The 12413-nt window shown below is 41.6% G+C and carries 11 protein-coding genes; 5 read left to right on the top strand and 6 right to left on the bottom strand.

The window, feature by feature from the left end; genetic code table 11:
• The first annotated feature begins 94 nt into the window (after positions 1-94).
• The 3 genes from K8S13_RS09240 to K8S13_RS09230 are packed head-to-tail and all read left to right on the top strand — an operon-like array spanning position 95 to position 3068.
• Positions 95-1132 carry a 3-deoxy-7-phosphoheptulonate synthase gene (locus tag K8S13_RS09240; RefSeq protein WP_291462133.1) on the top strand — a complete coding sequence of 346 codons (1038 nt, stop codon included), beginning with the start codon at positions 95-97 and terminating at the stop codon, positions 1130-1132.
• Positions 1133-1149: 17 nt separating this feature from the next.
• Positions 1150-2325, top strand: coding sequence for an RNA methyltransferase (locus K8S13_RS09235; RefSeq protein WP_291462131.1), 1176 nt, complete (start codon positions 1150-1152; stop codon positions 2323-2325).
• Positions 2325-3068: a DUF547 domain-containing protein gene (locus K8S13_RS09230; RefSeq protein ID WP_291462129.1), complete on the top strand. Its 744-nt coding sequence runs from the start codon at positions 2325-2327 to the stop codon at positions 3066-3068. The genes K8S13_RS09235 and K8S13_RS09230 overlap by 1 nt, the downstream gene beginning before the upstream one ends.
• A 7-nt stretch (positions 3069-3075) precedes the next feature.
• Here the strand turns inward: K8S13_RS09230 and K8S13_RS09225 are convergent, their stop codons facing one another.
• Positions 3076-3786, bottom strand: coding sequence for a glutamine amidotransferase (locus K8S13_RS09225; RefSeq protein ID WP_291462127.1), 711 nt, complete (start codon positions 3784-3786; stop codon positions 3076-3078).
• A 24-nt stretch (positions 3787-3810) separates the two neighbouring features.
• On the bottom strand, positions 3811-5685 hold the full coding sequence (locus K8S13_RS09220) for a cache domain-containing protein (RefSeq protein WP_291462125.1): 1875 nt from the start codon (positions 5683-5685) through the stop codon (positions 3811-3813).
• 273 nt (positions 5686-5958) lie between these two features.
• On the opposite strand from K8S13_RS09220, the gene crcB reads away from it, so the two are divergent.
• Positions 5959-6336, top strand: a complete 378-nt coding sequence (gene crcB, locus K8S13_RS09215) for a fluoride efflux transporter CrcB (RefSeq protein ID WP_291462123.1) — start codon at positions 5959-5961, stop codon at positions 6334-6336.
• Positions 6337-6372: 36 nt separating this feature from the next.
• The gene (locus K8S13_RS09210) at positions 6373-6774 is read left to right on the top strand and encodes a YbgC/FadM family acyl-CoA thioesterase (protein ID WP_291462122.1); all 402 of its coding nucleotides are present in this window, start codon (positions 6373-6375) and stop codon (positions 6772-6774) included.
• Between the two features lie 28 nt (positions 6775-6802).
• On the opposite strand, the gene K8S13_RS09205 is transcribed toward K8S13_RS09210, so the two are convergent.
• From K8S13_RS09205 to K8S13_RS09190, 4 genes are all read right to left on the bottom strand, one after another.
• Positions 6803-7921 carry a Coenzyme F420 hydrogenase/dehydrogenase, beta subunit C-terminal domain gene (locus tag K8S13_RS09205; protein ID WP_291462120.1) on the bottom strand — a complete coding sequence of 373 codons (1119 nt, stop codon included), beginning with the start codon at positions 7919-7921 and terminating at the stop codon, positions 6803-6805.
• A 12-nt stretch (positions 7922-7933) separates the two neighbouring features.
• On the bottom strand, positions 7934-9169 hold the full coding sequence (locus K8S13_RS09200) for a (Fe-S)-binding protein (RefSeq protein WP_291462135.1): 1236 nt from the start codon (positions 9167-9169) through the stop codon (positions 7934-7936).
• A gap of 138 nt (positions 9170-9307) precedes the next feature.
• On the bottom strand, positions 9308-9721 hold the full coding sequence (locus tag K8S13_RS09195; protein ID WP_291462119.1) for a hydrogenase iron-sulfur subunit: 414 nt from the start codon (positions 9719-9721) through the stop codon (positions 9308-9310).
• A gap of 31 nt (positions 9722-9752) precedes the next feature.
• A partial coding sequence (locus tag K8S13_RS09190; protein ID WP_291462117.1) for a 4Fe-4S binding protein occupies positions 9753-12413 on the bottom strand: 2661 nt, incomplete at its 5' end.

Genomic DNA, 12413 nt, shown 5'->3' with positions numbered 1-12413 from the left:
TTTATTTTAACAAAAAAGCCGCAGGCAGCAAAAGCCTGCGGCTTTTCTGTTTTAGGCTGTCGGCTTTTGGATGAAACCTGGCAAAGGAAAAGTCATGAAACAGACCTATGATGTAAATGTAAAAGAGTTCAAACCCCTTATTTCACCCGCATCCATTAAAGAAGAACTCCCGGTAACAGATGATGTTGCCAAAACTGTGATCAACGGACGTCGTGATATTGAAAATATTTTACAGAAAAAAGATGATCGACTCCTTGTAATTGCAGGGCCCTGCTCAATCCATGACACAGATGCCGCCCTTGAATATGCCCGGAAAATGAAACGATTAAGAGATGAGGTTAAAGAAAAAATCAATTTGATTATGAGGGTATATTTTGAAAAACCCAGAACAACGATTGGATGGAAAGGGTTAATCAATGATCCATTTCTTGATGCTTCCTACAATATTAATGAAGGATTAAAAAAGGCCAGATCCCTGTTGATTGAAATTAACAAAATGGGACTTCCCACAGCCACAGAAATTCTATATCCCATCATTCCGCAGTATATTGCCGGCCTTTTAACCTGGGTGGCCATTGGTGCAAGAACAACAGAATCCCAGACCCACCGTGAAATGGCCAGTGGCCTTTCCATGCCGGTTGGATTTAAAAACAGCACGGATGGAAGTCTTGATGCTGCCATCAACGCCATGATGGCGGCAGGCGCACCCCAGCATTTTCTCGGGATTGATCCGCAAGGGTATTCTTCAATGGTCAGCACCACGGGAAACCCCTTCGGGCATATTGTTCTTCGAGGTGGTCCCCACCCGAATTACGATCCGATCTCCCTGGGTAAAGCTCAGGAAAAACTTAAAATAAAAAATCTTCTGGATGCAATAATGATAGACTGCTCCCATGATAACTCGGGACAAAAGCACGAAGGGCAGTCTTTTGTATTTAAAAGTGCTCTGGATCAGCGAATTGAAGGAAATACCAGCATTATTGGATTAATGCTTGAAAGCAATCTGTTTGAAGGCAACCAGAAATGCAATGGAAATTCCAAAACGCTAAAATATGGGGTTTCCATAACAGATGAATGTATCTCATGGGAAACCACAAAAGCCCTGGTACGTTGCGCCCATGAAAAATTATAAAATAGCAGATTATAACAATGAAAACATCTTCATTTGAAAAAAGAGTGAAAAGAAGAATTATCGGCAGGGAGCATCGCTTTTTTGCTGTTTGTTCACCCGGATTGAAAACAATATGCCGAAATGAAATGCTTGCATCAGGATTTCCTGAAGATAACATTAGGGTCATCCAGGGGGGTATTGAATTTAAAAGCAAACCTGAAACATGTATGCAATTCAATCTTAATTTAAGGAGCCCTTTAAAAATTTTGATGCGGATCAACCAGTTTAAGGCAGATTCTTTCAGAAAACTTGAAAAAAAAATAGACGCTATTGACTGGATACTCTATCTGCCGCAAAATTCTAGTCCCAACTTTAATGTTACCAGTAAAAAATCAAGGTTATACCATTCCGATGCCATTGCGCAGCGGTGTGAAAAAATTATTCTAAATCAATTGAGTTCGGGCTTTACTTCATCTGCAAAAAACAAATCAAATCAGACGATTTATATCAGGGCTGTTCATGATGATTTTACCATCTCTCTAGACAGCACTGGAGAGCTTCTATTTAAAAGAGGTATCAAACAAAAAGTCAGCAAAGCACCGCTGAGAGAAAATTTGGCCTTTGCCATGCTTTTCTGGACCCAATTTTCCAAAGACGATATATTGATCGATCCCATGTGCGGATCAGGCACGTTCTCCCTTGAAGCTGCCATGATGAAAACCAAGGTGCCACCAGGATTTTTCAGATCTTTTGCATTTGAAAACTGGCCGGGATTCAGCCCCAAGACATATGCTTATCTTAAAAAACAGGCCAAAAAGAAATTGCTGCCATTCTCAGAAAAACAGATTTTTGCATCTGATATTGATGATACAGCATTAGCTGCACTGGAACAAAATATTTCAAATCATGATTTTTGTCATATCATAGATACCTCAAAAAAGGACTTTTTTTCCATCAATTCTTCCATGATATCTCCAGGGAAAAAAGGGGTGGTGCTGTTAAATCCGCCTTATGGAAAAAGACTCGGGAAAAAAACCAACACCCAATCCTTTTATCGTGAAATTGGGAAAAAGCTGGCAGCTGACTTTAAAGGATGGCGTGTGGGTATCATTCTTCCGTCAAGACCCTGCAAATTCTATCTTGAACTAAAACTTGAGTTAAAGCCCATTTATCACGGGGGGCTCGATATCTTTGCCGGTATTGGTATGGTCTGATGAACGGTTTAAAAGATATCATTGGTTTATCACTTCTATTTTTATTTTTTGCAAGTCATTCCATGGCAATGGATAATATTGACAATCAAATTTATGCATCACTTTTAAAAAAGCATGTCATTAATAATAGAGTCAACTATGATGGATTTAAAAAGAATGAGCAACTGCTGGATGAGTATCTGGCCATCCTGAACCGGGCCGATGTCAAATCTCTCTCAGGAAACAAGCTCTTCGCCTTTTATATCAATGCCTATAATGCATTCACCATAAAACTTATATTAACAAAATATCCCGGCATTAATTCCATTAAAGAAATCGGAAATTTTTTTTCCAATCCCTGGAGCAAAAAATTCATCTTGCTGCAGGGAAGAACCGTATCTCTTGATCATATCGAGCATGATATCCTTCGGCCAAAATTTAAAGACCCACGGGTTCACTTTGCCATAAACTGTGCCTCTAAGAGCTGTCCGCCTCTTCGGAATGAGCCCTATGAAGGTAAAACTCTGGAAAATCAGCTGGACGATCAGGCAAGAAAATTTATCAATGATAAAAAAAATAATTTTATCAAAGAAGACACTCTTTTTACCAGCAAAATTTTCAAGTGGTTTAAGGAAGATTTTTCCAACAACCCACTCCTGTTCATTAAACGGCATGCCTCCAAAGAGTTAAAAGAAAAGCTCAATTCAGCAGGAAACAATATTAAAATCTATTACCTGGATTATGACTGGTCATTAAACAGGTAGGGGTGATTCATCCAACCAGTTTTCCAAAGCGTTTTAATATCCTGAGTGCCATTGGAGTGGGTTCTATTTTATCCAGAATTTCAGACAAGATAAGACCTGATTCTTTGATCATGGTTTCCATATTTTCTGCATAGGCAGCCATGATCCTGTCATCATATTCCGGGTGGAACTGGACCCCCCAGACTGACTGACCGATCCTGAAGGCATGGTTGGGTTCAAAAGAATTTTTAGCTATCCGCACAGCAGTATCCGGCAATCGAACAACCGTCTGAGAATGACAGACATGGACTGTAAAAGTTTTCGGCAATCCTTTGAAAAGCTTATCTGATGCACCTTCCTGCACAAGCTCAATCCGGGTGGTGCCGATTTCAAGTCCCCCGGCATGGTAATCCACAACCCCGCCCATGGCTTTGGCAAGCAGTTGATGGCCATAACAGATGCCAAAGATGGGTATATCAGACTGGATGAGGTCCGGGACCCATTGTTCAATTGCCACACTCCAGGAAAAATTTTGGGTCACCATGGCGTGGGAACCTGCAATCACAACGCCCTTGCACACTTCAACAGCGGGCAGGGTTTCGCCTTTTGTGACATCCACCACCTGGATATTTTCTTTACCGATACTTAAACCTTGAGAAATCCAGTCCTCAAAATCTCCCAACGGCCCTGCAATAGCCGGAAAGGTGTCTCCTGTTTTTATAATAACAAGTTTTCTCATACTCAATCCAAATAATTAAATCAGCTATACCTTAAATATATGAATCGCCTGTTTTAAATCCTTTGCAAGACTTGCCAGTTCATCGGCCTGAACCTGAATCTCCTTTATACCGTGTGCAGAGGCTTTCACCGATTCATTGGACTTGCTCACATAATCCAAGACGCTCTCAATACCCATAGTGGTTATTTTTACATCTTTTTGAATCAGATCAGATTCATTTGAAGTGGCATCAATATTGATCGCCACCTGCTGGACGGCATCGATATTCTCTTTTGCCTTGATATTCAAATCTTTTGCATTCTCAGCCGTTACACTGATGTTTGAGGAGATATCGTTGGTCACAGTGGTCTGTTCTTCCACAGAAGAGGCAATAGCAAACATGATCTGATCAATATCTGCAATCACCTTTACAATGGACTGGATAACTTCAACCGCTTTATTTGTATGTTCCTGCATCCCTAAAATTTTTGAGCGAATAACATTTGCAGATGTTTCTGTTTGATTGGCCAATTCTTTTACTTCATTGGCAACAACAAAAAACCCTTTCCCTGCATCTCCGGCGCCGGCAGCTTCAATGGCAGCATTTAAAGATAAAAGATGGGTTTGTGATGCAATTCTCTGAATAATTTCAATGATTTCGCCAATCTCTTTTGCAGACCCACTCAGTTGATTCATAATCATAGATGTCTCTTCGGCCTGTTTAGACGCGTTCTGTGTAACAATTGCCCCTTTATTTGAATTCTGAGCCGTTTCGTTAAAGGATGCATACATCTGCTCAATGGCGCAGGCAGCAGATGTTGTTGAGTTTGATACAGAATCAATTTTAACCCCGACCGAGGACGTATTGTTTGAAACACTCTCGGTGAAACCGGCAATATTATCGAGCTGTGAATTGATTTTATCTGTTGCAGACAGGATATTTCTCATATGTTTGGAAATACTCCGGGTTTCCCTATTTGCATTTTCCGAGTTGTTTTCCATCTCTTTTGACGAATCTTTTAGATCATATGCAATGGTCAACAGCCGTGAAGATAATTCGGCAATCGTCGATGAGGTCTGAATTAATTTTTTGATTAACGCACCAAGATCTTTTACCGCTCCCCGCATGGACTCTGCCATGGCTCCAATCTCATCATTGTTTTTATATTCAAGTGTTGCGGAAAGATTGCCCGCCCCCAGCTCCTTTGCAAAATCAGCCACCTGCTTAATCGGTTTTAATAATTTCCGGGTGAAAAAAATCGAAATTAAAATAAAACAAACAGATGCAAACAGGATAATACCAATGGAAACCCCCAGCCCTTTTTTAATTTTTTCAAGTAAAAGCTTTTCCTTTTCAAGGGCGATATCTTTAATGTCATCATTATAGATGCCTGTGGCAATTATCCACTGCCATTTTGGAATTTTTTTAAAATATGTTAATTTTTCACCCGACACCCCTTTTAAATACGGTTTTTCCCATTGGTAAGTAATAAATCCATGTTTCTCAGTCTTTGATCTCTCAATCATTTCTTTAATAATATATTTCCCGTCAGGGGATTGAAGATTCATCTGGCTGACACCGACCAGATCCGGCCTTTCGGGGTGAACAATGAACCGGCCCTGTTCATTAAAAACAAAAAAATAATTTTTCTTTTGTTTTCCAAACCGCATGGCAGTGATTGCTTTAATGGCATAATTGTGAAAATTAGTGGTTTCCAGGACAGCGGAAGCATTATCTGTCAACTCAACCAGTTTTTCTTTTCTCTCTTCATAAATAATACGATAGAGTTCATCTTGATTGATTTTTTTCATGTCTGATAAAGAAAAAAACGAACTTAAAAAAACAATCAGGAGTGTGGATAATATTGCAGTTAAAACAAGTATGCTGATTTTTGTTGCAATACCGAAGTTTGTGCTCACTGTTTTCTCCTTTTTAATTTCCAAATAACCAATGGGTTATAGATACTTTTATTATCCACATTCCTATATGTCAAGAAAATCAGGGGATTTGCAACTACATCCTAAAATATAGTCTTGATATTCTACATTTGATTAAATTAACGGGCCTTGCTCCTGTGATCCTTCCCAAAAAAAATGGATGATTCTAAAATAAACATGGCTTTTGTATCTATTTCTATTTAAACTCCCAAAAGCTGGACTCGGGCTGGAATGATGAATTTCCTGGAGATAAATATGATTAAAATATTAATGGTTGGAATGGGAGGCTTTGCAGGATCTATCTGCCGGTATATTATCAGTGATTTATCCCACAAACTGTTTAATGATCCTTTTTTTCCTTATGGGACAATTACGGTCAATGTAATTGGATGTCTTTTCATCGGCTTATTAGGCGGATTATCTGAGACAAGACAAATATTCACTCCTGAAATTCGGGCATTGATTCTCATCGGATTCCTGGGAGGATTCACAACTTTTTCAACGTTTGGATATGAAATATTCACGGTTGCCCGGGATGGACAATTTGTTGCAGCGCTGACAAACCTTATCCTTCACCTTATCCTTGGTTTCGGTTCTGTATGGCTTGGGTTTTCCATGTCTAAACTATTATAAAAGCTTACAAATGACTAACTTTACAGGACGCACCATATGAATGATTCAAACAGGCAAACACATCTTTTTTCAGCCCGGGTTTACTATGAAGATACAGACCATTCCGGGGTTGTCTACCATGCAAACTATTTAAAATTTTTTGAACGGGCCAGAGAAGATATCATTGGTATCGACACACTTGCCGATATGTGGCATCAGCAGGAAATCGGTTTTGCCGTTTATAAAATAAATTTGGGTTACCACGACGGAGCAGTTTTCGGGGATCTTCTGGATATCAAAACAACATGGAAAAAAGAAGGAGATTACAGGGTTATCTTTTTTCATGAAGCCTGGCGGCCGGATGCAGCAAAGCCGGCCGTTACCTGTACACTGGAACTTGTCTGCCTGGGACCGAACAAAAAATTGATGCCGATCCCGGACCTCGACTTTCTCGTTTAAAAATAGAAAATAATATAAAAATTATGGTTCATACCTTGACCTGTACTGATTTGCTCTGAAGATGCCGCCTCTTATATCTGGCTTTTTTCTTTTTTGTGGAAGAGGCTTTTCTAACCTCCTGAAGCGCCTTGCTGGCAAATTCGGGATTATCTTCAACATTGAATTGTTCTATCGTTTTTAAACTGCGGCTGTCTGCCAGGACTGCCCTGCCGAGAGGTGTCCGGCTAATGACCGTGGTCCATCCTTCTTTGGCACCGATTCCACCAAAAGAAATGTCTGCAAACTCTGCAGAATAGTCTGCGCAATAATGACAGGCATACCGTTTCATGGATTCCATATCCTCAAGCTCAACCGTTCTTTTATCACCGGATTTCAAGGTGATGATCAGCTTGTCCTTCAGGTTGATGCTGATAACATCATCCCATGAGATACCGGCAATGCCGGCAAGTTTCTGCTGCTCCTTGATACCGAAAGTATAATTTCCGGAACAAAAAAGTCCAAAGCATATTTTTATGGAATCTGATGGTATCAGATTTAACACCTGCATTTTGCGTAAGGATTTAATCTGGCAGGGAGTTCCGACCAAAGCAACTCTTTTCAACCCTTTTTTGATCATGGGATCAAACTCCTCAATGGTTGAAAAAATCATGTATTCATCACTAAACCGTTTCATCCCATGAGAAGTATCAAAAAAAAGTCCAGCCGAACCCAATATATCTTCCCTGGTGGTCGCCAGAAAAGGCTGGCGCTGAAATTTACCCACTGATCGGGTGACAATAGCGCCATCTATTCTGTTCCGGTCAAAAAGATGCAGCAAAAGGGCAGTCACGGCACCACCATCGGTTGCCCTTTTTCTCACCTGTGCATCAGATGCCCTGACAACCGTAGTTTCGATAACCCTTCCCATGGGCTCGCTCCAGGCAGCCTGACGTTTTGTTTCTTCATCCAGATCATTAATCCCGGGGCAAATGGAATAACAAAGGCCGCATTCAATACATTTTTCCATATCGCTGTAAACAGGCTTACCGTTTTTATCAATTTCAAGCGCCCCGTAGTTGATGGCAGTACAAAAAGCCACACAGCCACCGCACCGGTAACAAAGTCCCGGCTTTTGCACCTCCTGTACCAGATTAAAGAATGTTTTCATAACTCCTTTTCCTTATTTAAGCCCGACCAATGCCAGATCATCTCCCAGGTATTTGCGTTCATTCTTCCCCAGAACACCCATTGACAGACATAAAATTGTCCATAAATGCAGGGTCTTAAACCCTGCCTGATAATAATGACTTAAATCCAGTATCTGGCTGTGACAAGTATTACAGGGGGTGATACAATAAGCAGCTTCGGTCTCAAGGATCTGTTCAAGCTTAATCTTCCCGTAAGAAAGCCTTTCTTCTTTGAAATCAGACAGGATAGCACCTCCACCTCCACCACAGCAATAATTATTGGAACGGCTTGGAACCATATCAATAAAATTTTCCTCTCCCACAGCTTCCTTCACCACAAATCTAAGTTCCTCGGCAATAAAATCTCCGTAACTGTTCCTCACCAGTTGACAGGGATCTTGAAGTGTGAACTTGATTTTTAGATCCTGGTTCCAGTCAGAACTCACCTTAAGTCTACCTTGGCGTATCCAGTCAGCATAATATTCAACAATGCTTTTAACCTCAAATGTTTGAGATATGTTGAATTTTTCAAGCCCCTGTCTCACTGCAAAAAAATCATGCCCGCATTCCGTATTCAACAATACTTTACAGCCTAATCGCTCAACGACACCAGCCTTTTTCCTGATAATTTTTTCCCATGCCCCATCATCGGCAAGGAGAAACCCAAAATTTTCCGCTGCCCATCCCTGCGACCCATATGTCCAGTCTGCTTCGGCAAGATGCAAAATTTTCCACAGGGGAGCCATCTCCAGTGGTTCTGTTAACGGCATACTTGAATTCTGGTTTAAAAAAAACCTGGCATTTTTTTTATCCATGGGGACCTTCAGCTCTTCAAACCCCTGCTGTGTTTGCCTTACCTCATCAACAACATCCTCAACAATAAATTTCCAGTCCTCAACGCTGATTCCCATACCGGAGCAGGTATTATTTTTAAGTGCTCTTACACAATTATCTACAATACCTTTCGGTCTTTTTTCCTTTGGCCACTGGCTTCGAACGGCAAAAACCAGTTGTGGAATATCAATCTTCATGGGGCAGACATGAACGCAACGATTACATATAGTGCACATCCATACCCAGTCATTGGTCATGATCTCTTCATCCAGGCCTAAAGAAATCATTCGGACAAATTTTCTAGGGTCCATTCCGGAAAGACCGCTGGCCGGGCATCCGGATGAACAGGCACCGCAGGTAAAACATGAATTCAGGTTCTCCCCTTCCGGCAACATGGACAAAATAAGATCCTTGAGGATAGTCTTACTTCCAATACCTAACTCAACGGGAACGACGCTTATGACGTCATCTTCAACGCTTAAATTATTTTGATCAATTGCTGTCATTTAAGTTGCCTGTCCTGATCATCTATTTTAAATTTTCCTTTTATAAGGGCCCAGTCTTTTTATTCTCCGGGTAAAACTTGTAACCACTTGAGCAAAAACCGATGCTTCTGCCGAAGATATCCATTGAAGCTCAAAGCGCCTGGGATCAACACCGATATCCCCAAGAACCATTGATATCACATCCGCTCTTGCAACAGCTTTTGTATTTCCCTCAACATAATGACATGCGCCGGGGTGGCAGCCCAAAATTATAACGCCGTCCGCTCCTGCAGAAAAAGCTTTCATGACAAGATCAGGATGGACCATACCCGAACACATCACTCTTATGGGACGTAAATTCGGAGGATATTGAAGTCTTGCAACACCGGCAAGATCTGCACCTGTATAAGAACACCAATTACATAAAAATCCTATGATAACAGGTTCAAAGCGACTTGTCATAACACCGGCTCCAAAAAATTGGTTTGTCTTCTCATGGGCATTTTTTTTTTATTGGGCCTCCATTAACCGCTGCACGTACTTGTGCCGTAAGCTGTTCTAAAGTAAATCCATGGACCACAATTCCTTCATTGGGACATGTAGCAGCACAAAGACCACAACCCTGACATAAGGCCGGATCAGTTACGACCCGGACTATGGGTTGTTTGTTTTGTTTTTGGGTCTTCATCACTGATATGGCATGGAAAGGACATACATCTACACAAAGGGCACACCCATCACAATTGTCTGTAACAAATGCTTTAATGGCGTCCAATTCAATCTCTTCTTGTAACAGCAGTGCTGACACTCTGAATGCCGCTGCCCTGGCCTGTTCAATCGACTCGTCCAGGGGTTTGGGATCGTTGCAGATACCGGCAAGAAACAGACCTGCCACAGACAGATCTACCGGCTTGAGTTTGGGATGGGCTCCATTGAAAAACCCGTCTGAATTAAGAGAGAACTTAAAAATATCTGCAAGATGCTTATTATCATGGGCAACGACCCCTGTTGCCAGCGCAAGATAATCCGCTGTAATCCTGATCGGGCGGCGGGCAATGGGATCAAATACATCAATGGTTAAAAAATCGGATGTTTTTTTAACCATTGGTTTTCTTATGGTTTCATACCGGATAAACATTACTCCAAGACCCCTTGCTTCTTTGTAATATTCCTCCCACTCGCCATAGGTTCTGATTTCCCTGTAAAGGATATAGACCTTGATGTTTGGATTAATCTGTTTTAACTCAATTGCAGCCTTTACGGAATGGATACAGCATATTCTGCTGCAATAAGGTCTTTTGGGCTCCCTGGAACCCACACACTGGATAAATACAACACTTTGGGTCTTATTGACTTCACCGGGATGGTAAAGCACCTTTCTGTCAAACTCCATCTGGGTCATTACCCTTGGTTCACATCCATAAAGATACTCTTCAGGGATGGCTTCTTTACCGCCTGTAGCCACGATTGCAGCACCAAAGTGTATTGGTTTCATTTCCCCGTCAATATTGACAAGACCCTGAAAATTCCCAATAGATCCTGAAACCGATTCCAAACTTGCTTTTCTGTAAACAATAATTTTTTTATTTTGATCCACCCTGGTGATAAGATCTTCAAGCATAGGGCCTACTATTTCTCCCTTGAAACAGGTTTCAAGGTTTAATGCATTGCCCCCCAGGGTATCGCTTTTTTCAATAAGTATAGTTTCAATTCCCAGCCGGGCAAGGGTAAGAGCACTGTCAAGACCCACAAGGCCGCCCCCCACGACAAGGGCTTTTTGAATAACTTTTATCCGGGCCTGCTTAAGCGGATAATTATGGACTACCTTGGCTATTGCCATCCGAACCTGGTCTTTTGCCTTTCGGGTCGCACTCTTTGAATCTTGTTGATGTACCCAGGAATTTTGATTCCTGATATTGGCCATCTCCACCATAAACCCGTTTAATTGCGCTGTTTTCAATGTTTCCTGAAACATATGCTCATGAGTTCGGGGGGTACAGGCAGCAATAACAATCCGATTCAGATTAAATTCATGAATCTTCTGAATAATGCTTTCCTGAGCATCGGCGGAACAGGAAAAAAGATTGTTTTCAACATATGCCACATGCGGCAGCCTGGCTGTAGACGAGACAACCTGATCAACATCAACAATACCCGCAATATTTACGCCGCATGAACAGACAAACACCCCCACCGAAGGTTTCTCGTCAAGAATATCCCGTTCATCGGGAAAGGTTTTTATTTTTGCAAGAGATCCTCTCTTATCTGCCAGCAGTCTTGCCGCAGAGGCTGCTGATGCAGAGGCCTGCACAACCGATCTTGAAATCGCCTTGGGGGATTGAAATGCACCGATCACATAGACCCCTTCCCGGCTGCTTTCTATGGGCTCGAAACACGAAGTGTATGCAAAATGATGCTGATCAAGCTTAATACCAAACAGCCCGGCAAGGACGATAGCATCCACTGGTGCTTCAAATCCAATTGAGAGTACAGCCATATCAAAAAACTCAGTCATCATCTCACCGTGTTCGGTCATATATCTCATCCGGACACCAGTGCCGTCTTTCCCGGGTTCTATTGTGTGGGGAAATGCTCTTACAAATCTGATCTTCTCTTCTTTTGCCCTTTCAAAAAACTTTTCAGATTCCTTGCCATGACTTCTTAAATCCATAAAAAATATGGTCCGGTCAAGCGTTTGGCCTTTAGTATGTTCCAAAGACGACATACTTTGCTTGACTGCGGACATGCAGCAGATATTAGAGCAATATGAATTTCCGCAATCATTATGGTTTCGTGATCCCACACACTGCAACCAGGCTATTTTATGCGGCTCAGTGTTATCCGACGGCCTGAGGAGACAGCCTTTATTCGGTCCGCCGATCGAAAGAAGGCGCTCATATTCCAAACTCGTCACCACATCCTTGATATGATATCCGAAAAAATCATGTTTGGAAGGATCAAAGGGTTTAAACCCCGGTGCAAGGATAACGGCACCCACAGTTATCGTAACCGTTTTTTCAGCCTGGGTAAAATTAACCGCCCCTGTTGGACAAAACTTCTCACAGGCCCTGCATTTGCCAAGAGTAAAATAGATACATGCAGAAGGATCAATTGCATACTTAAGCGGAACCGACTGATCATACTTTATATATGC

The sequence above is a fragment of the Desulfobacula sp. genome (assembly GCF_021107415.1).
Note: the sequence above shows the minus strand (reverse complement) of the source record. Positions and strands in the feature narration are given on the sequence as shown.

Bases quoted from the DNA above. Each gene is read 5' to 3' on its own strand.
- K8S13_RS09240 (WP_291462133.1), top strand. From the start codon at position 95: ATGAAACAGACCTATGATGTAAATGTAAAAGAGTTCAAACCCCTTATT.
- K8S13_RS09235 (WP_291462131.1), top strand. From the start codon at position 1,150: ATGAAAACATCTTCATTTGAAAAAAGAGTGAAAAGAAGAATTATCGGC.
- K8S13_RS09230 (WP_291462129.1), top strand. From the start codon at position 2,325: ATGAACGGTTTAAAAGATATCATTGGTTTATCACTTCTATTTTTATTT.
- K8S13_RS09225 (WP_291462127.1), bottom strand. From the start codon at position 3,786: ATGAGAAAACTTGTTATTATAAAAACAGGAGACACCTTTCCGGCTATT.
- crcB (WP_291462123.1), top strand. From the start codon at position 5,959: ATGATTAAAATATTAATGGTTGGAATGGGAGGCTTTGCAGGATCTATC.
- K8S13_RS09210 (WP_291462122.1), top strand. From the start codon at position 6,373: ATGAATGATTCAAACAGGCAAACACATCTTTTTTCAGCCCGGGTTTAC.
- K8S13_RS09205 (WP_291462120.1), bottom strand. From the start codon at position 7,921: ATGAAAACATTCTTTAATCTGGTACAGGAGGTGCAAAAGCCGGGACTT.
- K8S13_RS09200 (WP_291462135.1), bottom strand. From the start codon at position 9,169: ATGTTGCCGGAAGGGGAGAACCTGAATTCATGTTTTACCTGCGGTGCC.
- K8S13_RS09195 (WP_291462119.1), bottom strand. From the start codon at position 9,721: ATGACAAGTCGCTTTGAACCTGTTATCATAGGATTTTTATGTAATTGG.